The sequence below is a fragment of the Promicromonospora kroppenstedtii genome (assembly GCF_044389675.1).
In the GTDB taxonomy this organism is placed as follows: domain Bacteria; phylum Actinomycetota; class Actinomycetes; order Actinomycetales; family Cellulomonadaceae; genus Promicromonospora; species Promicromonospora kroppenstedtii.
This window is the reverse complement of record NZ_JBIRYI010000017.1, coordinates 92,567-116,830: the sequence shown is the minus strand read 5'-3', so window position 1 is coordinate 116,830 and position 24,264 is coordinate 92,567. Positions and strand designations below refer to the sequence as shown.

Annotated in this window: 19 protein-coding genes; 3 read left to right on the top strand and 16 right to left on the bottom strand. The window is 69.2% G+C overall.

Annotated features, from left to right (window positions below):
• Positions 1-114 precede the first annotated feature (114 nt).
• Entirely contained in the window at positions 115-1,098 is a 984-nt protein-coding gene (locus ACH47X_RS23280; RefSeq protein WP_397407347.1) for an FKBP-type peptidyl-prolyl cis-trans isomerase, read from the top strand.
• A gap of 124 nt (positions 1,099-1,222) precedes the next feature.
• The gene (locus tag ACH47X_RS23275) at positions 1,223-1,750 is read left to right on the top strand and encodes a phosphoribosyltransferase (RefSeq protein ID WP_397407345.1); all 528 of its coding nucleotides are present in this window, start codon (positions 1,223-1,225) and stop codon (positions 1,748-1,750) included.
• A 38-nt stretch (positions 1,751-1,788) separates the two neighbouring features.
• On the opposite strand, the gene ACH47X_RS23270 is transcribed toward ACH47X_RS23275, so the two are convergent.
• The 13 genes from ACH47X_RS23270 to ACH47X_RS23210 form a co-directional block, all read right to left on the bottom strand.
• The gene (locus ACH47X_RS23270; RefSeq protein WP_397407343.1) at positions 1,789-3,003 is read right to left on the bottom strand and encodes a sulfotransferase family protein; all 1,215 of its coding nucleotides are present in this window, start codon (positions 3,001-3,003) and stop codon (positions 1,789-1,791) included.
• A 110-nt stretch (positions 3,004-3,113) separates the two neighbouring features.
• On the bottom strand, positions 3,114-4,340 hold the full coding sequence (locus ACH47X_RS23265) for a hypothetical protein (protein ID WP_397407341.1): 1,227 nt from the start codon (positions 4,338-4,340) through the stop codon (positions 3,114-3,116).
• A 353-nt stretch (positions 4,341-4,693) separates the two neighbouring features.
• Complete coding sequence (locus ACH47X_RS23260) at positions 4,694-6,034, bottom strand: mechanosensitive ion channel (RefSeq protein ID WP_397407339.1); 1,341 nt, start codon at positions 6,032-6,034, stop codon at positions 4,694-4,696.
• A gap of 230 nt (positions 6,035-6,264) precedes the next feature.
• Positions 6,265-7,245, bottom strand: coding sequence for a class 1b ribonucleoside-diphosphate reductase subunit beta (nrdF, locus tag ACH47X_RS23255; RefSeq protein WP_020017610.1), 981 nt, complete (start codon positions 7,243-7,245; stop codon positions 6,265-6,267).
• A 68-nt stretch (positions 7,246-7,313) separates the two neighbouring features.
• Positions 7,314-9,419: a class 1b ribonucleoside-diphosphate reductase subunit alpha gene (gene nrdE, locus ACH47X_RS23250; RefSeq protein WP_200836245.1), complete on the bottom strand. Its 2,106-nt coding sequence runs from the start codon at positions 9,417-9,419 to the stop codon at positions 7,314-7,316.
• 53 nt (positions 9,420-9,472) lie between these two features.
• Positions 9,473-9,907, bottom strand: a complete 435-nt coding sequence (gene nrdI / locus ACH47X_RS23245) for a class Ib ribonucleoside-diphosphate reductase assembly flavoprotein NrdI (protein WP_036966063.1) — start codon at positions 9,905-9,907, stop codon at positions 9,473-9,475.
• Between the two features lie 35 nt (positions 9,908-9,942).
• Complete coding sequence (gene nrdH / locus ACH47X_RS23240) at positions 9,943-10,185, bottom strand: glutaredoxin-like protein NrdH (RefSeq protein ID WP_020017613.1); 243 nt, start codon at positions 10,183-10,185, stop codon at positions 9,943-9,945.
• A 469-nt stretch (positions 10,186-10,654) separates the two neighbouring features.
• Complete coding sequence (locus tag ACH47X_RS23235) at positions 10,655-12,112, bottom strand: serine hydrolase domain-containing protein (protein ID WP_397407337.1); 1,458 nt, start codon at positions 12,110-12,112, stop codon at positions 10,655-10,657.
• Positions 12,113-12,222: 110 nt separating this feature from the next.
• Positions 12,223-13,662 (bottom strand): GH1 family beta-glucosidase, encoded by a 1,440-nt coding sequence (locus ACH47X_RS23230; RefSeq protein ID WP_397407335.1) that lies wholly within the window; start codon positions 13,660-13,662, stop codon positions 12,223-12,225.
• A complete protein-coding gene (yicI, locus tag ACH47X_RS23225) occupies positions 13,659-15,935 on the bottom strand; it encodes an alpha-xylosidase (RefSeq protein ID WP_397407333.1) in 2,277 nt (758 codons plus the stop codon). Before yicI ends, ACH47X_RS23230 begins: the two co-directional genes overlap by 4 nt.
• Before the next feature lie 46 nt (positions 15,936-15,981).
• Positions 15,982-16,869: a carbohydrate ABC transporter permease gene (locus ACH47X_RS23220; RefSeq protein WP_036966056.1), complete on the bottom strand. Its 888-nt coding sequence runs from the start codon at positions 16,867-16,869 to the stop codon at positions 15,982-15,984.
• A 1-nt stretch (position 16,870) separates the two neighbouring features.
• Positions 16,871-17,848 carry a carbohydrate ABC transporter permease gene (locus tag ACH47X_RS23215; protein WP_397407331.1) on the bottom strand — a complete coding sequence of 326 codons (978 nt, stop codon included), beginning with the start codon at positions 17,846-17,848 and terminating at the stop codon, positions 16,871-16,873.
• The gene (locus tag ACH47X_RS23210; RefSeq protein ID WP_397407329.1) at positions 17,841-19,148 is read right to left on the bottom strand and encodes an ABC transporter substrate-binding protein; all 1,308 of its coding nucleotides are present in this window, start codon (positions 19,146-19,148) and stop codon (positions 17,841-17,843) included. The genes ACH47X_RS23215 and ACH47X_RS23210 overlap by 8 nt, the downstream gene beginning before the upstream one ends.
• Positions 19,149-19,381: 233 nt before the next feature.
• Between ACH47X_RS23210 and ACH47X_RS23205 the strand changes: the two genes are divergently transcribed.
• On the top strand, positions 19,382-20,398 hold the full coding sequence (locus ACH47X_RS23205) for a LacI family DNA-binding transcriptional regulator (RefSeq protein ID WP_397407327.1): 1,017 nt from the start codon (positions 19,382-19,384) through the stop codon (positions 20,396-20,398).
• Positions 20,399-20,418: 20 nt separating this feature from the next.
• Here ACH47X_RS23205 and ACH47X_RS23200 read toward each other — a convergent pair whose 3' ends face one another.
• Genes ACH47X_RS23200 through ACH47X_RS23190 form a run of 3 tightly spaced genes read right to left on the bottom strand, consistent with a single transcriptional unit; the run spans position 20,419 to position 24,052 of the window.
• Positions 20,419-21,453, bottom strand: a complete 1,035-nt coding sequence (locus ACH47X_RS23200; RefSeq protein ID WP_397407325.1) for a carbohydrate ABC transporter permease — start codon at positions 21,451-21,453, stop codon at positions 20,419-20,421.
• Positions 21,450-22,403, bottom strand: a complete 954-nt coding sequence (locus tag ACH47X_RS23195) for an ABC transporter permease (RefSeq protein ID WP_036966044.1) — start codon at positions 22,401-22,403, stop codon at positions 21,450-21,452. Before ACH47X_RS23195 ends, ACH47X_RS23200 begins: the two co-directional genes overlap by 4 nt.
• The gene (locus ACH47X_RS23190; protein ID WP_397407322.1) at positions 22,400-24,052 is read right to left on the bottom strand and encodes an extracellular solute-binding protein; all 1,653 of its coding nucleotides are present in this window, start codon (positions 24,050-24,052) and stop codon (positions 22,400-22,402) included. The genes ACH47X_RS23195 and ACH47X_RS23190 overlap by 4 nt, the downstream gene beginning before the upstream one ends.
• Between the last annotated feature and the right edge of the window lie 212 nt (positions 24,053-24,264).

Below are 24,264 nucleotides of genomic sequence, written 5' to 3'. Positions count from 1 at the left end.
GGCTGCCGAAGAACAGCCCACATCGCGCACCACAACGCCTGGGAGCCGCACTCATCTCCGCCCGCTAGAGTGTGGCGGTCCCCAGCAAGGCGCACACCGACCGAAGGACTACTCGTGAAGCACCGCACTACTGCCGGCCTGGCAGCCGTCGCGCTGGCATCCATCGCGCTCACCGGCTGCGCGAGCGGCGACGACGGCGGGAGCGGCAACGCCGCCGCCTCCTCCTCCACCGGCAACGTCTGCGAGGTGACGGCCGCCGCGGAGCCGTCGCCCGCGCCCAGCCCCTCCGAGGAGGACGTCAAGGCGGTCGACGCGATCGAGGTCTCGGGCCCGGTCGGCAAGGAACCGAAGGTGACGTTCAAGGCGCCGCTCGAGGTCACGACCCCGACGTCCCGCGTCGTGGACGAGGGCACCGGCGAGGAGCTCGCCGAGGGCGCCCAGGTGACCATCAACTACGTGGTCATCGCGGGCAAGGACGGCTCGACCAGCGGCTCGACCTGGGAGACCAAGAAGCCGGAGTCGTTCACGCTCGGCGACCCGCAGTACGACCTCCTGAACGACCGCCTGATCGGCCAGAAGGTCGGCACGCGCCTCCTCATGGCCAGCACCGCCATGGACCAGACCATCCAGGTGACGATGGTCGAGGTGACCGAGGCCAAGGAGATCCCGACCCGCGCCGAGGGCACCGAGGTGGCACCCAAGGAGGGTCTGCCCGCCGTCGAGCTCGCCGACGACGGCCAGCCGACCGTGACGATCCCCAAGAACTACGAGGAGCCCACCGAGCTGGTCGTCCAGCCCCTGATCGAGGGCGACGGCGCCGAGGTGACCAAGGACCAGACGGTCACCGTCCAGTACGCGGGCTGCCTGCTCGACGGCACGTCGTTCGACTCCTCGTGGAGCCGCGGCACGCCGACGTCGTTCCCGCTGAACGGCGTGATCCCCGGCTGGACCAACGGCATCGCCGGCCAGAAGGTGGGCAGCCAGGTGCTGCTCGTCGTCCCGGCCGACCAGGGCTACGGCGAGCAGGAGAACGGCGCGATCCCGGCGAACTCGACGCTGGTGTTCGTGGTCGACATCCTCGAGGCCAAGGCGGCCTGACCCTCCTCGGCCCCACGCGGGCCGACGTGAGATCCAACGCACACAGTGTGCATCGCCGCAGGTGGCGGCACAGACGTGGCGGGTACCCGAGCCGGGTGCCCGCCACGTCTCGTAGGGTCTTCCCATGACCTCGACCGACGTGCCTGCCCCTGAGTCCGCTCCCGTTCCGGAGCGCGAGGTGCTCACCTGGGAGACCTTCCCCGTCGCGGTGCGCGACCTGGCCCACAAGGTGGTGGACAGCGGGTTCGTGCCCGAGGTCGTGATCGCCGTCGCGCGCGGCGGACTCGTACCGGGTGGCGCCATGGCCTACGCGCTCGGCACCAAGGGCGTGGGCACGCTGAACGTCGAGTTCTACACGGACATCGGTAAGACGCTCGAGGACCCGCGGGTCCTGCCGCCCCTCATGGACACGTCCGACCTGCCGGGTGCGAAGGTGCTCGTGGTCGACGACGTGGCCGACTCCGGCCGAACCCTCGCCCTGGTCATGGACCTGCTGGAGAAGAAGGGCGCCGAGGCGCGCTCAGCCGTGCTCTTCACCAAGCCGCGCACCATCATCCAGCCGGACTACTCGTGGAAGGACACCGATCTGTGGATCACCTTCCCCTGGTCCGCCGAGCCCCCGGTGACGGGCGCGAGGTCGATCGAGGCGTGACGCGTTGACGTCGGGACCCGCCCGTCACCAGGAGCTGGTCAGAGCTCCACGGTGAGCTCCGCGTCACGGAGGTCGAGGCGGTCCAGCAGCCGGTTGTACGGCCCGAACGTCTGCTCGACCTCCGCGGGGTCGAGGTAGTCCGACAGGTCGTACCGGTGGGACGGGGTGCCCTTCGGCTTGGCCACGACGTCGGCCAGGTGCTCCTGGTCACGGGTGGTCCAGGTGGCGCCGATCGCCGCGTACAGCCGAGGCACCTCGGTGAAGGGGTCGGCGCTGAGCTTGTGGTAGGGCACGTCCACGATCGAGGCGGGCGGCAGGTTGCGGCGCAGCTCCAGGCCCCGGTTCACCTGCTCGACCAGGTGGTCCAGGGCGAACCGGCCGATCACCTGGCGGTCGGTGTCGTGCTGGTACATCCCCCAGAAGGTCTCCATCAGGCTGCAGAACGATCCGATGACGGTGACGGGGTCGCGGTGGGTCCACACGAACGTGGCGTCCGGGAAGACCTTGAGGATCGTGTCCATGTCGGCCAGATGTGCCGGGTACTTCAGGAACCAGCGCTTGGTCGCCCGGCCGTGCTGCAGGACCTGCAGGCACGACTTGAGGTACTCGTAGTCGGCCGTCTGGTCGCGCTGGGCCGCCCAGGCGCTGTAGGACGGCATCAGGCCGTGCAGGACCGGCCAGTGGCTGCCGTGCGGCAGGAGGAACATCGATTCCTCGGGCCGGTCGACGTTGATGGGGTGGATATGCGGGATGTCCGGCGCGAACCGCTCCATCAGCCCGGCGCCCTGCTCCATCTGCTTGATCAGCTTCTGCTCCGACCGCGGGTCCTCGAGGCCGGTGTTCTGCATCTCCCACAGCAACGGTGCGCGGTGCTCGGGCGAGGCGGACAGGACGCGGTGGGCCAGCGTCGTCGCGGTGCGCGGCAGCCCGCAGACGATCACCGGCGCCGTGATCTGCTCGTCGGCGATCTCCGGGTGCTCCGCGAGCAGGTGGTTCACCCGCAGCCGGTTGACGTACCGCGCCTTGACGTCGGCCAGGATGAGGGACCAGCCCAGGGGTGACAGCCGGGGGATCTCGGCCGCGCCGCGCACGATCACGCCGAGGTCGTCCGCGAACTGACGATCCTCGGTGCCCGCCTTCTTCTCGACCTGCGCTACCGCTTTGGCCCAGGACCGGTCAGGTTCCTCGTACCCCTTCACGATCGGTCCCAGCACGGTGTTCAGCGCGCGGGTCATGCGGGGCGTGCGACTCACAGATCCTCCAGGGGGGAATTGCTCGGGGGTTGAACTCGGACAAGTACTGGGTGCGGGGCTCGGTACGGGCCTCGCTGGGCGACGTGGTCGGCGACGCGCTCTGGGCCTGGTCACTCGGCCCAGGGCGACGGGCTGGTGGCGCGGAAGGTCACCGGCAGAGCGGCAGGGCGGCGGAAGCGCAGGTCGGGGACCCAGCGGATCTCCTCGGCGTGGGTCGCCAGCGCGGGTTCGAGCTGCCGCAGCAGGGTTTCGACCGCGGTCCGGACGATCAGCCTCGCCTGGCGGGGTGCCGGGCATCGGTGCGCCCCCGCTCCCCAGGCCAGGTGCGCCCGGTTGCCCAGCCCGTCCCAGGCGTCGCCGCGGATCCTCGGGTCCGAGGCCGCCGCCCCGACCGCCAGCAGCACGGCGTCGCCCCGCTCGACGTACGCGTCGTCGCCGAACAGGTGCCCCTCCTTGACGGCGAACCTCGGTACCAGCACCGTCACCGGCGACGCGTTCCACAGGACCTCGTCCAGGGCCTCGTCGGTCCCGAGACGCCCGCCGGCCAGCCGCCGGAGGAAGCCCTCGTCGCTCAGGGCCAGGAGGAGCGCCTGTCCCAGCCACGCCTGCACACCCAGGCTCGCGCTCGTGACCAGGGACAGCATCCCGGTCACGGCTTCGGCGGTGCCCGCGTAACCCGAATGCTGCGCGAGCAGGCCGATCGGCGTCAGGCCACCGCTCGCGTCGCGCCCCATGACCTGTCCGCCGAGCAGAAAGCTCAGCTCGTCGACGATGGCGCTGTCCCCGCGCCCGGCAGCCAGGTCCTCCGCGATCTCGAACACCTGGCGCCCGGTCCTGGGGTCCAGCCCGAGCACCGCGCCGAAGGCGAGATGGGACACCGGCACGACGTAGTCACGTATCAGGTCGGCGCCGTCCCCGGCCACCAGCTGGTCGACGACCTCCTGGCACACGTCCCGGGTGATCCGGCCGACCTCGGCCGCGTCCACCGCCTCGAGCACCTCGTCGACCGGACCCCGCAGCCGGGCATGCACCGGTCCCGACGCCGTCTCCACCCGCCGCGTCGCCCCGTGCTCGAAGGACGGCCGGAAGGACGCCGGCAGCGGCCCGCTCGGCTCGCCGTTCCAGACGCCCGTGTCAGTGGTGACCATTCCGGAGCCCCGGGCGAGCGTGGCGAGGGTCTGGTACCCGCTCACGAGCCAGGCACGCGTGCCCGAGCCGAGGCCGACCGGGGCAGCCTCTCCCCAGTCCTGCCGCAGCTGTGACCAGGCGGCATCGATGTCCCGCGCCGCGAGCACGTCGGCGAGCGGGGGGACGTCGACAGGGTCGAACAAGCGCATCGGGAGACCACCGGATCGTGGTGACCCGGACAACACAGGACGTGGGGCATGCGTAGCCGCAGTCTGATTCGTCATCGTTCTTTTCCACCAGGGGCAGGGCGAGACTTCGGAGACCGTGACGACCCTAGCGGCCAAATACCGCATATGGGCACAATTTCACCACGTCGGATCTGCACGAGTGCCTGCGTCCGGCCAGCCCCGGGTGTGGGTGCGCGCCCGCCGAACGGGGCTCCGCCGTCCGCCTCCCGCCTCCCGGTGCCCTGGGGAGCCGGCACGCGAAGGAGGACCGGAACCGCCGACAGGCGCTTCCGGTCCTCCGCTCAGGTGTCGCCCGACAGGCCGACAGGCGCCTCCTAGTACCCCGAACCGCTCGGCGGCGTCGGCGGCGTCGGCGGCGTCGGCGGTGTCTGGGGTGTCTGGGTCTGCGGAGTGGATGCGGTCCGCGTCGGCGAAGCTTCCATCCTGCGCTCCAGCCTCTCCAGCGATCGGTGCGCCACGTCACGACCACCCATCCCGTATGCCAGGGCGGCGGCCAGCGCCGCACCGACGACGATGGAGCCGAAGGCGAGGTTGATGATCGAGTCCGCAAGGCCCATGTACTGCAGGCCGATCGCCACGAACAGGATGATCGTCCCGTACCTGAGAATCGTGGCTGCGGTGCCCTCACCGACCACACGCTTGATGACGGTGGCCACGAAGAACCCGGCCGCGATGATGGCACCGCCGAACAGCACGCGCCCGGCCAGCTTGAGCACCTCGTTCAGGATGTCGGTGATGGCCGGGAAATTCAGCAGCTGCGCGGCCATGATCGCGAAGAAGACGAGAATCGCGACCTGCGCGATCTTGGCGATGACGGTCGACGGGCTGGTACGGCCGGTCGTGATCCCGGCCTCCTGGATGACACGGTCGGTGCCGACCCCCTGCAGCACGCTCTCCAGGAGATCGGCGACGAATCTCGCGATGAGGTAACCGATACCCAGGATGACCAGAGCCGCGATGATTGCCGGAATGGCCCCGAGGATCAGGGTGAGCATCTCCTGGGCCGGCTCGGAGATCGACCTGATGCCGAGAATCTGCAGCGCCGCGATGGCGACGACCACCACGATGACGGCAAAGACGAGGTTGGCGATCACCGACGCGATGCGGGCATTCGTCTCGCGGGCCTCGACCTGGTTGTCGACCGGGGGCGTCGAGTACTGACCGGTTTCCGGGTCGTAGGACTCAGCACCCGCCTGCGGCTCCGCCCCCGTCTCCCGGCTGGCCGCCGCCCTGGCCCGACCGAAGAGACGTGCGAAGTCGACCGCGCCCAGCGCCGCCACGATGATCTGCTTGACGATCTTGGCAATGAGGTAGCCGATGAAGAATACGACCGCCGCACCAATAATGTTCGGCAGGTATCCGAGGATGGTCTCGAGCATGCCCTGGAGCGGGCCCAGCACCTGTTCGAGGTGAAGCACCTGGAGCACGGCGATCAAGCCGAAGAGCCAGATGAGGAGCGCGATGATCTGACCGATCGACGTGCCGACGTCGCGGCCGTCAGCTCCCTGGCGCCGCAGGAATCCGATGCGCGAGACCAGCTTCGCGACCGCCCATCTGACCAGCCGTGCGACGATCCACGTGACGACCAGGATCAGGAGGACGATGGCGATCGTCCCCAGTACCCCGGCCCAGTCGTAATCCTCTGCGATATTCATCTCGAGCGTCCTCCCTGAAACAGAGCAAAATGCCTCGGGCATCGATGGCGACAGGTGCCATACTGTGGACGCTACCCATATTCTTCCTGCTCGCGACTTGGTCTCGTGGTATCGGCCGGGCGAGAGGACAAAAATGGCTTTTCCGCAATAGCGCAAAGACCCGAAAACGCAGCAATTTGCGTTTCCGGGTCTTTGCTCGGCGCACTGGGCGACCGGTCAAGCGTGCAAGGTCAGAAGTCCCAGTCGTCGTCCTCGGTCTCCACGGCCTTGCCGATCACGTAGGACGATCCCGACCCCGAGAAGAAGTCGTGGTTCTCGTCCGCGTTCGGCGACAGCGCCGCGAGGATCGCGGGGTTGACGTCGGTGTCCTCCTTGGGGAACAGCGCCTCGTAGCCCAGGTTCATGAGGGCCTTGTTGCCGTTGTAGCGCAGGAACTTCTTGACGTCCTCGGTCAGCCCCAGCTCGCCGTAGAGCGAGTCGGTGTACTCGACCTCGTTCTCGTACAGCTCGAAGAGCAGGTCGAACGTGTACGCCTTGAGCTCGTCCTGCTCGGGCTGCGTGAGCTTCGCGAGGCCCTTCTGGTACTTGTAGCCGATGTAGTACCCGTGCACTGCCTCGTCGCGGATGATCAGGCGGATCAGGTCGGCCGTGTTCGTGAGCTTCGCCCGCGAGGACCAGTACATCGGCGCGTAGAAGCCGGAGTAGAACAGGAACGACTCGAGCATCGTCGAGGCGACCTTGCGCTTCAGCGGGTCGTCGCCCCGGTAGTAGTCGAGGACGATCTCCGCCTTCTTCTGCAGGTGCTCGTTGCTCTCCGACCACTCGAAGGCGGCGTCGATCTCCGGCGTGGACAGCAGCGTGGAGAAGATCGAGGAGTAGCTCTTCGCGTGCACGCTCTCCATGAAGGCGATGTTGGTGTACACCGCCTCCTCGTGCGGGGTGAGCGCGTCCGGGATCAGCGACACCGCGCCGACCGTGCCCTGGATGGTGTCCAGGAGGGTCAGACCGGTGAACACCCGCGACGTCATGGTCTTCTCGTGCTCCGAGAGCGTGTTCCACGACTGGATGTCGTTGGACACCGGGACCTTCTCGGGCAGCCAGAAGTTACCGACCAGGCGGTCCCAGACCTCGAGGTCCTTCTCGTCCTCGAGGCGGTTCCAGTTGATCGCCGTCACGCGATCGATGAGCTTGAGCTTGCCAGTTGGCGACATGGGAGTTCCTTCAGGAGCGGCGGTGGTGCGGATGAGCCTGGCGGTGCTGACCGGTCAGCGTGCTGCTGTCACAGCATGCAGCTGACGCAGTTCTCGACCTCCGTACCCTCCAGTGCCATCTGGCGCAGGCGGATGTAGTAGAGCGTCTTGATGCCCTTGCGCCACGCGTAGATCTGCGCCTTGTTGACGTCGCGCGTGGTCACCGTGTCCGGGAAGAACAGGGTCAGCGAGAGGCCCTGGTCCACGTGCTGCGTCGCCGCGGCGTACGTGTCGATGATCTTCTCGTAGCCGATCTCGTACGCGTCCTGGTAGTAGTCCAGGTTGTCGTTCGTCATGTACGGCGCCGGGTAGTAGACGCGGCCGAGCTTGCCTTCCTTGCGGATCTCGACCTTGGCCGGCACCGGGTGGATCGACGACGTCGAGTTGTTGATGTAGCTGATCGAACCCGTGGGCGGGACGGCCTGGAGGTTCTGGTTGTACAGACCGTGCTCCATGACCGAGGCCTTGAGCTCACGCCAGTCGTCCTGCGTCGGGATCGACACCTCGGCGTCGGCGAACAGACGCGCGACGCGCTCGGTGGCCGGCTTCCACTCCTGCTCGACGTACTTGTCGAAGTACTCGCCCGTGGCGTACTTCGAGTCCTCGAACCCGCCGAACTTCTGCCCGCGCTCGATCGACAGGCGGTTGGACGCCGCGATCGCGTGGTAGGCCACGGTGTAGAAGTAGATGTTCGTGAAGTCGATGCCCTCGTCGGAGCCGTAGTAGATGCGCTCACGGGCGAGGTAGCCGTGCAGGTTCATCTGGCCCAGGCCGATCGCGTGGCCCCGCTCGTTCGCCAGCTTGATCGACGGGACGGACTCGATCGACGTCTGGTCGCTGACCGCGGTCAGCGCGCGGATCGCGGTGTCGATCGTGCGGCCGAAGTCCGGGGAGTCCATCGCCTTGGCGATGTTCAGCGAGCCCAGGTTGCAGGAGATGTCCCGCCCGACCTCGTCGTACGAGAGGTCCTCGTTGAACGTCGACGGCGTGGAGACCTGCAGGATCTCGGAGCACAGGTTCGAGTGGGTGATGCGGCCCTTGATGGGGTTCGCCTTGTTCACCGTGTCCTCGAACATGATGTACGGGTAGCCCGACTCGAACTGCAGCTCGGCGAGCGTCTGGAAGAAGTCGCGCGCGCTGATCGTCGTCTTGCGGATGCGGTCGTCGGCGACGAGCTCGTCGTACTTCTCCGAGATGGAGATGTCCGCGAACGGCTTGCCGTAGACCCGCTCGACGTCGTACGGGCTGAAGAGGTGCATGTCGGCGTTCTTCTTGGCCAGCTCGAACGTGATGTCCGGGATGACCACACCGAGCGAGAGGGTCTTGATGCGGATCTTCTCGTCCGCGTTCTCCCGCTTGGTGTCGAGGAACCGCATGATGTCGGGGTGGTGCGCGTGCAGGTACACGGCACCGGCGCCCTGGCGCGCACCGAGCTGGTTCGCGTAGGAGAAGGAGTCCTCCAGGAGCTTCATCACGGGGATGACGCCCGAGGACTGGTTCTCGATGTGCTTGATGGGCGCGCCGTGCTCGCGGATGTTGCTCAGGAGCAGCGCCACGCCACCGCCGCGCTTGGAGAGCTGCAGTGCGGAGTTGATGCCGCGCGCGATGGACTCCATGTTGTCCTCGATGCGCAGCAGGAAGCAGGACACGGGCTCGCCGCGCTGCGCCTTGCCGACGTTGAGGAAGGTCGGCGTCGCCGGCTGGAACCGTCCGGAGATGACCTCCTCGACGATGTCGCGGGCCGTCTGCTCCACGCCGTCGGCCAGGCCGAGCGCGACCATGGCGACGCGGTCCTCGAAGCGCTCCAGGTACTTCTTGCCGTCGAACGTCTTGAGCGTGTACGACGTGTAGTACTTGAAGGCGCCGAGGAACGTCTCGAAGCGGAACTTCTTCGAGTACGCGAGCTGGAACAGCTCCTTGACGAACGAGCCCGAGTACTTGGCGAGCACGGTCGGGTCGTAGTACTTGGCCTCGACGAGGTGCTCGAGCTTGGCCTCGAGGGTGTCGAACTCGACGGTGTTCGGGTTCACGTGCTGCAGGAAGTACTGGCGGGCCGCCTCGCGGTCCTTCTCGAACTGGATCTTCCCGTCCGGCCCGTACAGGTTCAGCATGGCGTTGAGCGAGTGGTAGTCCATCTGGAGAGACTCCAGGGGGATCTCGCTCAGGCCTTCGGCCAAGCCGCCGTCGATCAAGCGCTGAGGCTCAGTGGTTGTTGCTGCCAAAATCGTCCCAATCCGTTGCGGACGCGCGTGACGTCCTGCGCAGTTCCGAGGAGCTCGAAGGCATACAGGTACGGGACATCACACTTGGCGGCGATGATGTCTCCGGTAATGCAGTACGCAGCCCCGAAGTTGGTGTTACCCGCGGCGATGACGCCGCGGATGAGCGACCGGTTGTGTTCGTCGTTGAGGAACTTCCTCACCTGGCGCGGGACGGCCCCGCCCTCGTTGCCGCCACCGTAGGTGGGGGCCATGAGGACGTAGGGCTCGTCCACGCGCAGGAAGCCGTCGGCCGGGCGGAGCGGGATCCGGTGCACGGACATCCCCTGCTCGTCGAGAGCGAGCTTCTCGACGAACCGGTGCGTGTTCTCGGACACGCTGGAGAAGTAGACGAGAGAGCCCACGTCACGCCTCCTTGCCGACGTAGCGGTGGTGCAGGTCAGGCCGAAGCGGCCTGAAGCGCGGCGACCGCGCTGATCTGGTCGGGGCGAAAGCCCGACCAGTGGGTGTCACCGGCCACCACGACCGGTGCCTGGAGGTAACCGAGGCCGCGGACCATCTCCAGCGCCTCGGCGTCCTGCGTGATGTCGACGACCGTGTACTCGACACCCTTGCGATCCAGTGCCCGGTACGTCGCGTCGCACTGGACGCATGCCGGCTTGCTGTAGACCGTGACGCTCATGTCCGCCTCCTCTGACCTCGAAGAACACCCGTGAACTTACGTCCGTGTGCTTTGTTCGCGGGTGTGCGTCTCCCGCTGCACCAAACACTACACCTAGGGTCTGACACTCGCTCGGTCACGACATGTAGTGGTTCGGGACGTGGTAGGCACTACGCCGGGAACGCTCGTGACGCTCATGGACCATGCTGCCACGAGCCTCTGACACCGCCTGGGAGGCCGCGCGCGCGGGTTCACGGGGCGCCGTCGGAGGGGCCGCTGGGGCGGCCCGAAAGGGCACCTCGAAGGCCTCCCGGGGCCAGAAAAATATCTGAGTCCACGGCGTGTCGCACCCCTTCGGCGTGTCACCGCGGGCGGAGTTTGTCGGGCTCGCCACACGACGGACCTCCGTCCTTGGGAATACCTCGCCGCCACCCGCGCCGGACGGGCCCGCGAGTCCCCTGGCCGGCCCCGTACGGACCCGCCGGAGCGCCTACCCGGCCCGGCCGGGACGGTGCCAGCCGGCGCCGTCCACACCTCCGGGCACGGCGGTGCCGGAGTCGTACGGGGCCCGCGTGAAGTGGAAGGTGCCGACGTCCAGCGTGACGGGCGCGCCGTCCGCCTCGACCACCCGGAGTCGCTCCCCCAGCCAGTACCCGCCGTCGACGCCACGGAGCTCGCCATGGACCCCACCGGGGACGACGTCGAAGAGCGTGCCGCGGCCCCCGCTGTTCCGCGACCGCAGGTCGACCCGCCCCGCCGCGTCGACGCGCACGTCGAACGGGACCGGGCCCCAGTACCAGGTCCCGGCGATCCCGGCCCGTACGAGCCCGTCCGGTCCCCTCTGCCGTTCCGTGCGGAGCTCGCCGGGCACAGGCCCTGCCGCAGCCGCCCCGTCGCCCTGGAACGCCGCCAGCAGCTCCGTGCCGTCGCCGAACCCGGCCGTGGACGAGCCGCACACCGCGACCACGGCGCCCGTCGTGACGTCCGCCCGCAGGTCGGCGGTGAACCCCGGCACGGAGCCGCCGTGCCCGACCGTGCGGACGGCGCCGTCCTGGCGCACGCGCACCCCCAGGCCGTGCGCGGTGGTCCACGGGCCGCCGGCGGGCCCGGCGTCGTCGACCACCACGCGCGGCACCGCCAGCTGCCGGCGCAGCTCCAGCGGGAGCACGGCCTCGCCGGCGTCCCGGTCCGCCTCGCGACCGACCAGCCACATCCCGAACCGCACCAGGTCCGACGGCGTGGACCACACCTCGCCCGCAGGGCCCGCCGCGCGGTAGTCGGGGACGGGCTCGTGGTGCACCAGGTCGGCGTCCGGGTGCACGGCGTAGCCGTCGACGTGGGGGCCAACGGGCACCCGGCCGGTGGCCGTCATCCCCAGGGGCTCCCACAGCTCGGCGCGCAGCACCTTGTCCCACGAGGCCCCGCGGACCACCTCGACCAGGCGGCCCAGCATCGCGAACCCGGGGTTGCTGTAGTGGTACTGCTCGCCCGGGTCCCAGAGCTGCTCGACGCCGGAGGCGGCCAGCTCGTCCCACGTCGGCCCGCCGTGCCGCTCCCACCACGGGCCCGGGAACTCGGCCTGCAGGCCGCTGGTGTGCGTCAGCAGGTGCCTGATGGTGGCGTCGGGGGCCGGTGCGTCCGGCAGGTGCCGCCCGATCGGGTCCGCGAGCGCCGCGTGGCCCTCGGAGACGAGCCGCAGCACGGCCACGGCGATCATCGGCTTGGTGATCGACCCGATGCGGAAGGCGTGCTCCGCCGTCGGCCCGCCCGCCGGTGCGCCGTCCGCCGGTGCCCCGTCCGTCGTCGGCCCGGCGGTCCATGGGGCGGCGGCCACGCGGGCCCACACCACCTCGCCGCCACGGCCCACGGCCGCGGAGAGGGCGGGCACGCGGCGGGCCGCACGGGTCCGCTCCAGCAGGCCGGTCAGGACGTCACCGAGCGAGTTCATGGCCAGACGGTATCCCGTCCCGCGCGCGTCACCACGGACGCCCGCTCTCGTCGATACGAACGTAGGGATCGTCGGCGCATACAGGGCGCATGCACCGACGATCCCTACGTTCACTCGATCGGAAGCGCGTCCGACGTGGCAGGGAGCGTGTTGCTCGTGGCCAGGCGGCGGTACCAGTGCGCCGAGTCCTTCCACGTGCGCTCCAGGGTGTCATAGTCCACGCGGATGATGCCGAACCGGCGCTCGTACCCGTAGGCCCACTCGAAGTTGTCGAGCAGCGACCACGCGAAGTACCCGCGCACGTCCACGCCCTTGTCGCGCGCGAGGCCCAGGGCCTCGACGTGGTCGTGCAGGTACGAGACACGCTCGACGTCGTGCACGCGGGCCACGCCGTCCTCGACCACGACGGTGTCCGCGAACGCGGCGCCGTTCTCGGTGACCATGAGCGGCTGGTCGGGGTAGCTGTCGCGCAGCGACACCAGCAGGTCAGTGAGGCCGGCGGGCTCGATGTTCCAGCCCATGGCCGTGTAGGGGCCGGGCTGCGGCAGGAACTCGACGTCGTCGGCCGCGATCCACGGGGTGCCGGCGGAATCCTTGTGCCCGTCGGCCTGCTGCCGCTCCCCCTCGCCCGAGAAGTGCCGCACGCGGGCGGTCGAGTAGTAGTTGACGCCCAGCACGTCGAGCGGCTGCCTGGTGATCTCGAGGTCGCCGTCCTGCACGAACGACCAGTCCGTGACCGACGCCGTGTTCTCCAGCAGGTCCGCCGGGTAGGCGCCCTCCAGGACCGGCCCGAGGAACGCCCGGTTGGCCAGCGCGTCGACCTGGCGGACCGCGGCCTGGTCGGCCTCGGACGACGGGTCGTCCGGCCGGAAGACATGCAGGTTCAGTGTGATCGAGGTCTTGGCGGCGTCGCCGAGCACCTCGCGGATCTGCTGGACGGCGAGACCGTGCGCCAGGTTGAGGTGATGCACCGCCTGGAGCGCGGCCAGGGACTCGGTGCGACCCGGGGCGTGCACGCCGGAGCCGTAGCCCAGGTACGCCGTGCACCACGGCTCGTTGAGCGTGGTCCAGACGTCGATGCGGTCGCCGAGCTCCTCGGCCATGCGCCGCGCGTACCTCGCGAAGGCGTACGCCGTCTCGCGGTTGGTCCAGCCGCCGGCGTCCTCCAGCTCCTGCGGGAGGTCCCAGTGGTAGAGCGTGACGACGGGCTTGACGCCCGCGGCGATCAGACCGTCCACGAGGTCCGAGTAGAACCGGATGCCCTCGGCGTTGAACTCGCCGGAGCCGCCCGGCTGCACCCGCGGCCACGCGATCGAGAACCGGTAGGCGCCCAGGCCCAGGTTCTTGATGTGCTCGATGTCCTCCTGCCACCGGTGGAAGTGGTCATCGGCGACGTCACCCGTGTCACCGTTCAGCGTCCGGCCCGGCGTGTGCGAGAACGTGTCCCAGATGGACGGACCACGTCCGCCCTCGGTCGCACCACCCTCGATCTGGTACGACGCGGTCGCCGATCCCCAGAGGAAATCAGTGGGGAACTTCCGTGCACTCACAGTGCCACCTCTCCCGGGCCGGTGGCCCGAACGGTCTTGCCATCGTTCTCGACGCTCCATTCGCCAGGAGCGTCAGCACTGGTCACGTGCACGACGCCGGACTCGTACCGCACACGGAACGTCGCCGGGGCGCCGGTGCCACCGGGGACCAGGATCTCTTCGTCGAACCCTTCGGGCAGACGGGTGCAGCGTAACGTCACGCCCTCGGCCCAGGCATAGTCGGGCCGGTCGTCGCGCGCCCCGACGGGCAGCACGGTGCCGGGCCGCACGAGCACGGGCAGGGTGTCGAAGCCGTGCTCCTCGGTGACCCACCGCGAACCGCTGACGGTCTCGGCGAGGCCGTCCGCCGCCACCTCCGCCAGGCGGGTCCATTCCCCCTCGGGCAGGTAGTACTCCGCGCGGGACTCCCCGAACACGGGCGCGACCAGCAGCGACGACCCCAGCATGTACTGCGTGTCGACGGTGGCCGCGGTCCGGTCGGCCGGGAACTCCAGCACCATGGGCCGCATCACGGGGAGCCCCGCTCCGGCAGCCGCGGCGCCGGCCCCGCCGAGGTACGGCATGAGCCGCATCTTCAGGCGGGTGAACTTGCGCGTGACGTCGACCGCCTCGTCGTCGAACGCCCACGGCACGCGGTACGAGCTGGAGCCGTGCAGGCGGGAGTGCGAGGACAGCAGGCCGAACGCCGTCCACCGCTTGAACACCGCCGGGTCGGGCGTGCCCTCGAAGCCGCCGATGTCGTGGCTCCAGTAGCCGAACCCGGACAGCGACAGCGACAGGCCGCCGCGCAGGGACTCCGCCATGGACACGAACGTGGACTCGCAGTCACCGCCCCAGTGGACCGGGAACGCCTGGGTGCCCGCCGTCGCCGACCGCGCGAACAGCACGGCCTCGCCCGTGCCGCGCTCCTCCTCCAGCAGGTCGAAGACCGTCTTGTTGTAGAGCGAGGCGTAGAAGTTGTGCATGCGCTGCGGGTCGGACCCGTCGTGCCAGACGACGTCGGTGGGGATGCGCTCGCCGAAGTCGGTCTTGAAGCAGTCCACGCCCTGGTCCAGCAGCACGCGCAGCTTGTCCTGGTACCAGGCGGCGGCATCGGGGTTGGTGAAGTCGACCAGCGCCATGCCGGCCTGCCACTTGTCCCACTGCCAGACGTCGCCGTTCGCCGTGGTGACCAGGTAGCCCTTCTCCGCGCCCTCCCGGAACAGGTGGGAGCGCTGGGCGATGTACGGGTTGATCCACACGCAGACCTTCAGGCCGCGGTCGTGCAGCCGCTCCAGCATGCCCTCGGGGTCCGGGAACGTGGCCGGGTCCCACACGAAGTCGCACCAGTGGAACTGCCGCATCCAGAAGCAGTCGAAGTGGAACACGGAGAGCGGGATGTCCCGCTCGGCCATGCCGTCGACGAAGCTCATGACCGTGGACTCGGAGTAGTCGGTGGTGAACGACGTGGAGAGCCAGAGGCCGTACGACCAGGCGGGGACGACGGCGGGCCGCCCCGTCAGCGCCGTGTACCGGCGCAGGATCTCGGCCGGGGTGGGCCCGTGGATCACGTAGTACTGGAGCGTCTGCCCCGGCACGGAGAACTGGGTGCGGCTGACCACCTCGGAGCCCACCTCGAACGAGACCTTCTCCGGATGGGCCACGAACACGCCGTAGCCGCGGTCGGTCAGGTAGAACGGCACGTTCTTGTAGGCCTGCTCGCTCGCGGTGCCGCCGTCCTCGTTCCAGACGTCGACGCTCTGGCCGTTCTTCACGAACGCGCCGAACCGCTCGCCCAGGCCGTAGACGTGCTCGCCCACGGACAGCCCGAGCTGCTCGTGCACGAAGTCGCCCTCGGGTGTGCTGGCCAGCCCGACGCTCCGGGCGGACGACGTGGTGAGCACCTCGCCGCCGGCCACGAAGTCGACCCGCCACTCGCCGTCCGTCGACACGCGGGCCGTGAGGCCGCCCGAGGTGAGCTCGGCAGGGCCCTCACCCGGAGCGGCGGGCGTCACGACCTTGACCACGCCCGGCTCCCGGTTGACCGCGAAGTGCGGCCCGGGGTCGCGGCGGCCCTGGTGGTGCTCGATGCGCACGCCGATGACGTCGTCGGCCGGGGCGTCGAACGTGACGGTCACGAGCGGACGGTTCAGGGTGTCGCCGCGCTTGGTGATCGGCGCGGTGGGCGCGTAGACGGTCAGCGTCTCGTCGCCCGCCTCGACCGAGTCGATGTCGCGGGGACGGAGCACCTCGACGCCGGGGCGCAGCTGCCAGTAGCCGTCGGTGAATCTCATGGGTTGGGCCTCACTCGTCTCTGGATGGCCGTGTGGTGGACCGGGGTCACTTGACCGCCCCGGCGGTCACGCCCCGGGTCAGGGTGCGCTGGAAGATCAGGAAGAAGATGACGGCCGGCACCAGCGACACGAGCGAGCCCGCGTTGATCGTGGGCGCGTCCATCATCCGGTCGCCCTGCAGCGAGGCCAGGGCGATGGGGATGGTCTGGGTGTCGTTGCTGGTGAGCATGACCAGCGGGATGAAGAACTCGTTCCAGGTCCAGATGAAGAAGAAGATCATCAGCACCGAGAGCGTGGGCCGCACGATCGGGAACACGACCTGCCAGAGGATGCGCCAGCGGCTGGCACCGTCCAGCGCGGCCGCCTCCAGCAGCGCGGGCGGGAACGTGCCGAGCACGGACGAGAGCAGGTAGGTGCCGAACGCCGACTGGATCACGGTGAAGATGATGATCACCGACCACTGCGAGTTCGACAGACCCACCGACTGCGCCATCGTGAACAGCGGGTAGATCAGCGCCTCCTGCGGCAGCATGTTCGCCAGCAGGAACAGCGCGATGATCCACAGCCGCCCCTTCACCCGGCCGATGCCGATCGCGTACGCGTTCAGCAGCGACAGCAGCGCGCCGCCCACGGCCACGAGGGCCGAGATGAACACGGAGTTCCACAGCTTGACCGGGAAGTCGGTGCGCTCCCAGAAGGCGACCACGCCGTCCAGGTAGAGCGACGACGGCAGGGACAGCGGCCCGTTCGCCGCGTAGTCCTGCGGCGACTTGAAGGCGTTGAGCAGCATGATCCCGAACGGTGCGAGCACCGCGAGCCCCACGAGGACCGCGGCGGCCAGGACGAGCCAGCGGCCGGCACCCCGGCGGTACCGGGAGTCGACGGCGGTGGCCCGCACCTGCGCGGGCCGCGGGTCCGTTGCGACGGCGGCCATGTCAGACCCCCTCCCTCTCACGTCGTTCGGCCCGGTTCTGCAGGCCGAGGATGATCAGTGCCACGGCCACGATCACGAGCGTGAGCACGGTGGCGATAGCGGACCCGTAGCCGACCTGGGACTTGTCGAAGAAGTTCAGGTACGAGTAGTAGCTCGGCACGAGGGTCGAGCTCTCGGGCCCGCCGCGCGTGAGCACGTAGATGGGCCCGAACACCTTCAGGGCCGCGACGGTGCAGGTCAGGGTCACCACGAACGTCTCGGGGCGGATCTGGGGCACGGTGATGGCCCGGAACCGGTCCCACCAGCCGGCGCCGTCGAGCTCGGCCGCCTCGTAGAGCTCCGGGTCCACGCGCTGCAGGGCCGCCATGAAGATGACCACCGGGTAGCCCATCTGCACCCAGATCAGCACGAGCATCACCGACGGCAGGGCCGTCGAGGGGTCACCGAGCCAGTTGGGCGGCGTCTCGACGCCCAGCCCGCGCAGGATCACGTTCAGGGCGCCGGTCTGGGAGTTCAGGATCCAGTTCCACAGCACGCCCGCCACGGCGACGGGCAGGATCTGCGGCAGGTAGTACGTGGCGCGCAGCACCGACGAGACGCGCTCCCCGAACCGCCGCCCGAGGTAGTCGAAGAGCACCGCCGCGAGGACCAGGCCCAGCAGCGTGGGCACCAGCACCATCGCGACGATCATCGCGAGCGAGTTGCCGAACGACGTCCAGAACTTGTCGTCGCCCAGCAGGTCCACGTAGTTGCCCAGCCCGTTCCACCGCAGCGGCGCCATGCCGCCGCGCCACTTGAACAGGCTGAAGTACACGTTGGTCAGCAGCGGGTAACCGATCACGACGCCGAACGCGACCGCGCCGGGCAGCAGGTAGGGCAGGTACCCCACCCACTGCGGCCGACGACGGCGCGTCCCGCGCGACGCTCGCGGGCGGTCGTCCGCCCGCGAGCGCCGTTCGGTCAGGGCGGTGTCAGCCATCGAGCAGGTCGGCCTTGCCCTCGTCGTACGAGCTCTGCAGCCCGTCGAGCACCTCGTCCGGCGTCTTGGACCGGTTGACCAGGGACTGCAGCTCGCTGACGAGCACGTCGTAGTAGCCGGCCACGGGCCAGTCGGGGTAGTACGCGAGGCCGTCCTCGTCGAGGATCGCCTGGAAGTTCTCGGTCAGCTCGCGGGTGCGCTCGTCCTCGATCACCGAGGGGTCGCCCGCCACGGGCAGGCCGCCCTCGGTGGCCAGCACGTTCTGCACCTCGGGACGCAGCGTGATGTCGATGAACTCCTCGGCCAGGCTCGGGGAGTCGGCGTTCGCGGGGACCACCCACAGGTTTCCGGACGAGCCGGTGTGCAGCGTGTTGCCCGGGAAGTTGAACTGGCCCCAGTCGGCCTCGGTCTCGGCGGCGAGGCGGCCGAACCACCAGGAGCCGCTGACCATGAGCGGGTAGGTGCCGTCGATGAACGAGACGCCCATGTCCTCGGCCGTGAGGGCCGCGGAGTCGGAGGCGATGTAGCCCTTGTCGATCCACTCGTCGAGCTTCTCGGTGGCCTTCGTCATCGCCTCGTTGTGGAAGTCGACGTCGTTCGCGAAGAGCTGGTAGTCGTCGACCAGCGCACGGTCGCCGTAGGCGAGCACGAGCTCGTACCAGAGCTGGCCCAGCGGGTACTCGGCGCCGGCCTCGGCCAGGGGCGTGATGCCCTCCTTCTTGAAGGCGGCCAGCACGTCCTCGAACTCGTCGAGGGTGGTCGGCACCTCGAGCCCGAGGTCGGCCAGCATCTCCTTGTTGTAGTAGACGCCCACGAACTCGCCGTAGTTCGGCACGCCGTACCACTCGCCGGAGCCCATCAGGCCCTGCTCGTCGTAGGTGGCCGTGGTGGCGAGCGAGCCGGACAGCTTCTCGTCCCAGCCGCGCTCGGTGGCGGCGTCGGTCAGCGGGGCGAGCAGGCCCTGCGCCGCGAGCTGGCCCGCGGTCGCGTTGCCCTTGTTGAACTCCATGACGTCGGGCACGTCGTCGCCCGTGAGCACGATCTTGGCGTTCTTCTGGATCTGCTCGAACGTCTGCTTCTCGACGTCGACCGTGACGTCGGGGTTCTCCTCCTCGAAGATCTCGATGGCCTTGGCCCAGGCCTTGCCCATCGCCGAGTCCTCGTTCTCGTAGTGCCAGATGGTGAGCGTGCTGTCGTCGGTGTCGCCACCGCCGGCGCCGCCCTGGCCGGTGCAACCGGTCAGTGCCAGGGCGCCGGCCATCGCCGCCGCCACGGCCGTCATCGTCCGCTTGTGCTTCATTGCATCTCCTTGGTCGGGCCCGGACTCCCGCGTCCGGATCGTCGAAGCGGTTCAACACGCTAGCCCCAGGCCCTCGCTAATGTCCAGTAGCATTTTCGGTCGAGGCAGCTACTCTTCTGTCGAAGCGCTTCCCCAACATGCGGCACACTGGTGTGCCCGGCACGGCACGACCTGCACCGGGACCAGGCACACTCACCCGGACAGATGACCGGTACCGACGCGAATGGAGCACCGTGGCTACGATCGACGACGTCGCGAGGACGGCGGGGGTCTCGACCTCGACCGTGTCGTACGTGCTGTCCGGCAAGCGGCCCATCTCCGCGCCGACCCGGGCCCGGGTCGAGCGCGCGATCGAGAAGCTCGGCTACCGGCCGCACGCCGGCGCACGGGCCCTGGCCTCCGCCCGGACCAACGTCATAGCGCTCATGGCACCGCTGCGCGTGGGCGTGAGCGTGCCGGTGATCATGCAGTTCGTGGCCGGCGTCGTCACCCGGGCGCGAGACTTCGACCACGACGTGCTGCTGCTCACGCAGGACGACGTGAGCGGCCTGGACCGCGTGACCGGCGGTTCGATGGTGGACGCCCTGGTCATGATGGACATCGAGGCCGACGACCCGCGCGTGCCCCTGGTAGCCGCCGCCAAGCAGCCCACCGTGCTCATCGGCCTGCCGCAGGACCCGGAAGGGCTGAGCTGCGTGGACCTCGACTTCGAGGCGGCGGGCCGGCTCGCCGTGCGGCACCTGGCGCACGCGGGCCACACCGACGTCGCGCTCATCGGCTCGCCGCCCGAGGTGCTGCGACGGCACACGTCCTACGCCGAGCGGATGATGCGGGGCCTGCGCGACCAGGCCCGCAGCTCGGGCGTGACGGTCAAGGTGGAGGCCTGCGACTCGTCGCCGGCGGGCGCCGCGGCGGCCGTGGACGCGCTGCTGTCCACCGCCCCGGACACCACGGGCATCGTGGTGCACAACGAGGGCGCGCTCCCCCACGTGCTGGCCCGGCTCGCCGAGCGCGGCCTGGTCGTGGGCGCCGACATGTCCGTGGTGGCGGTCTGCCCCCGGGACGTGGCGCTGTCCCAGCGCATCCCGATGACCAGCATCGACCTGCCCGCCGAGGACATCGGCAAGGTGGCCGTGGACATGGTGATGGCGCGCCTCGAGGGCGAGCAGCCGTCCGAGACGAGGCTGCTCGCCCCCGTGCTGACCGAGCGGGACAGCTCGGCGCCCGGCCCTGCCGCCGACGTCGGCTGACGGCGGGGGCGGGCCGCCGCTCATCCCTTGATGGCCCCGAAGATCACGCCCTTCGTGAAGTGCCGCTGCACCAGCGGGTACACGACCAGGATCGGCACGATCGCCAGCACCATCACGGCCATCTTCACCGGCAGCCCGGTCACGGCGCCGTCGGCGACGTCGACCTGCCCCACGCCGCTGCCCGGCAGCGTCACGCCCTGCAGCACGTAGGAGCGCAGCACGAGCTGCAGCGGCCACTTCGCGTTGTCGTTGATGTAGAGCATGGCGTTGAAGAACGCGTTCCAGTAGCCGACGCCGTAGAACAGCGCGACGACCGCCACGACGGCCTTCGACATGGGCAGCACGATCTGTCCCAGGATGCGCCAGTCCCCCGCGCCGTCGATCTTGGCCGCGTCCGTGATCGACCGGTCGATGCCCATGAAGAACGCCCGCAGGATGAGCACGTTGAACGCGCTCACGGCGCCCGGCAGGATGAGCGACCAGTAGCTGTCGATCAGCCCCAGGTTGCTCACCAGCAGGTACGTCGGGATCATTCCCGCGCCGAAGAACATGGTGATCAGGAAGACGAACAGGATGGGCCGGTGGGCGAAGGAGCCCGGCCGGCTCAGGCCGTACGCCGCCAGCACGGACACAGTGGTCGAGAGCACGGTGCCGACCACGGTGACGCCGATGCTCACGATCGTGGCCCGCGTGACGATCCCGCCGGACAGGATCTGCTCGTAGGCCGCGAACGTCAGACCGCCCGGCACCGTGACCAGGCCGCCGGACCGGGTGATGTCCGCCTGGGTGGAGAGGCTCGTGAGCACCACCGTGTACAGGGGGTAGACGACCGTGGCCACGATGAGCAGCAGCGCGGCCCCCTTGACCAGGAGGCCCAGCGGGTTGGGGTCCTCCTCCCAGACCGGGCGGTTCCGGCCGCGCAGCAGGGCGCGGTACCGGCTCGGGCCGCTCGCCGGCGGCCGGGCCCGGCCCGGCCCGGGTGTGGTGGACGACGGCGCCCGCCGTGCCGGCGGCGTCGTCCGGATCTCGTTCTCGTTGTCGGTCTCGGCACTCATGCGCGCTGATACACCCCCGCCTCGCCCACCAGGTGGGCGAGCTTGTTGGCCCCGAGCACCAGGGCGAGCGACACCAGGCCCTTGACGAGCCCCGCGGCCGCCGCGAAGGCCCAGTCGCCGTTCACGACGCCCTGGTAGTACACGAACGTGTCGAGCACCTCCGCGACGTCGGTGCCGACGGCACCGCGCTGGAGGATGAGCTGCTCGAACCCGACGGTGAGCGCGTCGCCCAGCCGCAGGATCAGCAGCAGGATGATCACCGGCCGCAGCGCGGGCAGGGTCACGTGCCACATCCGTCGCCACCGGCCGGCGCCGTCGACCACCGACGCCTCGTAGAGCTGCGGGTCGACGGTCGCGAGCGCCGCGAGGAAGATGATGATGCCCCAGCCCGCGTCCTTCCAGACCGACTGCGCGGTCAGCAGCAGCAGGAACGTGTCGGGGTTGGTCATCAGGTCGAAGCCCGAGTACCCCGCCTCGCGCAGCCGGGTCGCCACCATCCCGGCCCCGCCGAAGATCTGCTGGAAGATCGTCACGACGATCACCCAGGAGAAGAAGTGCGGCAGGTAGACGATCGACTGGATGGTCGTGCGCAGCCCGGGTGACAGCACGCTGTTCAGGAGCAGCGCGAGCACGATCGGCACCGGGAAGAAGAACACGAGCTGGACCGCGGTGATGACCAGCGTGTTCGCCACGGCGTCGAGGAAGAGCGGGTTGGTCAGGACGCGCGCGAAGTTGGCCCACCCGATGAACGGGCTCTCGCGGATGCCGACGTACGGCGAGTAGTCCTGCCAGGCCACCACGTTGCCGAGCATCGGCACGTAGGCGAACACCGCCAGCAGGAGCACGGCCGGGGCCACCATGATCAGCAGCGTGCGGTCGCGCCGGGCCCGGACGGTCCAGGGGATCCTGCGCCGGGGCGGGGCGCCCGGCGGCGAGCTGGCGGCGGTCACTGCTCGTCCAGGATGCCCTGGTAGAACGCCCGCAGCTCCTCACCGCCGCTGCTGCGCCACGTCTCCACGGCGTCATCCAGGTCGGCGAGGGTCTTGCGGCCGCGCGCGATGTCCTTCTCCAGGTCGACGAACGGTGTGCCGAGCGACGCGAACTGCGACGGCTCGGTGATCTGCTTGCCGTAGAAGAGGGGCTCCTCGACGTACTGGGAGGCGTCCGCCATCCACGTGCAGTAGGCCTCGACGTAGCCGTCGAACTGCACCTGCGCGTTCACCTTGGGCGGGTCCACCAGGAAGATGTACGACGGCGCGACGTCGTCCGCCGCGGCGTCCGTCGCCCGGGGCAGTCCGTCGCCGTCGATCTCGTAGTGCTCGCCCTCGACGCCGAAGTTGACGAGCTGGAACTCGGTGGTGCCGAACGGCGAGGCGAGGAAGTCGGCGGCGGCCAGCAGCTCCTCGATCTGCGCCTTGTCGTCCCGCTTCTTCAGGAACGAGAACATGTCTGCCGGGGCGCCCTTCCAGATCCGCGGCGTGCCGCCGTCGTGGGCGAACGGGTCGAACGGCCGCGGGTCGAAGTCCGGGTTGCTCGGGAGCACCCGGCCGAGCGACTCGTGCCAGCCGCCCACGCCGTCGTTGACGATGAGGATCTCCCCCGACTCGAAGAGGGGCTTCATCTCCTCGGGCTTGTCGGCCACGGCCGTCGGGTGCACCGCGCCCGACTTGTACAGCCGGGCCTGCCAGTCCAGCGCCGCCCGGTACTCCTCGGACTCGACACGGCTGACCAACGAGCCGTCGTCGGCCAGCTTCCAGCCCTTCTCCGGGGGCACCGCGAACATCATGTTCGCCGTGATCCACTGGTCGGCCGAGCCCCAGCGCTTCTTGCCCGGGTCGGTCAGCTCCTTGGCGAGCTCGATGAACTCGTCGGCGGTCTTCGGCTGCTCGGTGATGCCGAGCTCCGCGAGCAGGTCGGCCCGGTAGAACGTCGCGAGGTGGACCAGCTCGCCCGGGAACGGCAGGCCGTAGAGCTTGTCGTTGAAGACGCCGAAGCGCCAGGCGTCCGTGGGGATGTTGGCGAGGTTCTTGTACTTCTTGACGTTGTCGCCGGACAGGTACGGCGTGAGGTCCTCGAAGAGCGCGTCGACGGCCTGGGCGAACCGGGGCGGGAAGTTCCAGGTGGGCACGCACACCCAGTCGGGGACGTCCTTGGCCGAGGCGAGCACGGCCGCGAGCTTGTCGCCGTACGTGTTGCCGTCGGAGATCTGGAACTCGACGGTGGTGCCCATCGCCTCGCTCACCGCGTCGAAGTAGGGGTTGCCCGACGTCTTCGGGATGGCGCTCCACAGCGGCGTCATGGCCGAGTAGGTGCCGCCCGACCCGGGCGGCGTCGCGAAGGCCGTGACGAGCCCCTCCGGGATGGACGCGTAGCCGGCCGTGGAGCCGTTCACGGAGGGGAAGTCGGGCTTGACGTACTCGACCGGCACGTAGGTGGGCAGGACGCCGGAGCTCACGGTGCCGCCACCCTGCGCGGTGCTCGCCGGGCCGCTGGTACAGGCCGTGAGCAGGGACGGTACACCGACGACGCCGGCACCGACTGCGAGGAAACCGAGGAACGACCGGCGGCTCAGCCCGCCGGCCAGGTGAGGTGCTGTCATGGCTCTTCACTCCTTTGTGGACAGCGCGGCACGTCTGTGTGCCCGGACACGATGGCGGATCACGCGGTTCGACGTCGAAGCGCTTCGACCTACATCGTTGGCAGAACAGTAGGGCAAACCTTGAACACGAGGCAATGATTCGCCCCAATTGGGCAATTGATCATTGAACCGTTTCGAGGGTTTGCCCTACTCTTCGACCCGACGCCGCAAGC

What these genes read in the sequence shown, in the direction of transcription:
- nrdE (WP_200836245.1), bottom strand. Translation starts at nt 9,419, where the DNA reads ATGGACTACCACTCGCTCAACGCCATGCTGAACCTGTACGGGCCGGAC.
- ACH47X_RS23200 (WP_397407325.1), bottom strand. Translation starts at nt 21,453, where the DNA reads ATGAGTGCCGAGACCGACAACGAGAACGAGATCCGGACGACGCCGCCG.
- ACH47X_RS23235 (WP_397407337.1), bottom strand. Translation starts at nt 12,112, where the DNA reads ATGAACTCGCTCGGTGACGTCCTGACCGGCCTGCTGGAGCGGACCCGT.
- ACH47X_RS23190 (WP_397407322.1), bottom strand. Translation starts at nt 24,052, where the DNA reads ATGACAGCACCTCACCTGGCCGGCGGGCTGAGCCGCCGGTCGTTCCTC.
- ACH47X_RS23265 (WP_397407341.1), bottom strand. Translation starts at nt 4,340, where the DNA reads ATGCGCTTGTTCGACCCTGTCGACGTCCCCCCGCTCGCCGACGTGCTC.
- nrdF (WP_020017610.1), bottom strand. Translation starts at nt 7,245, where the DNA reads ATGTCGCCAACTGGCAAGCTCAAGCTCATCGATCGCGTGACGGCGATC.
- yicI (WP_397407333.1), bottom strand. Translation starts at nt 15,935, where the DNA reads ATGAGATTCACCGACGGCTACTGGCAGCTGCGCCCCGGCGTCGAGGTG.
- ACH47X_RS23275 (WP_397407345.1), top strand. Translation starts at nt 1,223, where the DNA reads ATGACCTCGACCGACGTGCCTGCCCCTGAGTCCGCTCCCGTTCCGGAG.
- ACH47X_RS23215 (WP_397407331.1), bottom strand. Translation starts at nt 17,848, where the DNA reads ATGGCTGACACCGCCCTGACCGAACGGCGCTCGCGGGCGGACGACCGC.
- ACH47X_RS23220 (WP_036966056.1), bottom strand. Translation starts at nt 16,869, where the DNA reads ATGGCCGCCGTCGCAACGGACCCGCGGCCCGCGCAGGTGCGGGCCACC.
- ACH47X_RS23210 (WP_397407329.1), bottom strand. Translation starts at nt 19,148, where the DNA reads ATGAAGCACAAGCGGACGATGACGGCCGTGGCGGCGGCGATGGCCGGC.
- ACH47X_RS23260 (WP_397407339.1), bottom strand. Translation starts at nt 6,034, where the DNA reads ATGAATATCGCAGAGGATTACGACTGGGCCGGGGTACTGGGGACGATC.
- nrdH (WP_020017613.1), bottom strand. Translation starts at nt 10,185, where the DNA reads ATGAGCGTCACGGTCTACAGCAAGCCGGCATGCGTCCAGTGCGACGCG.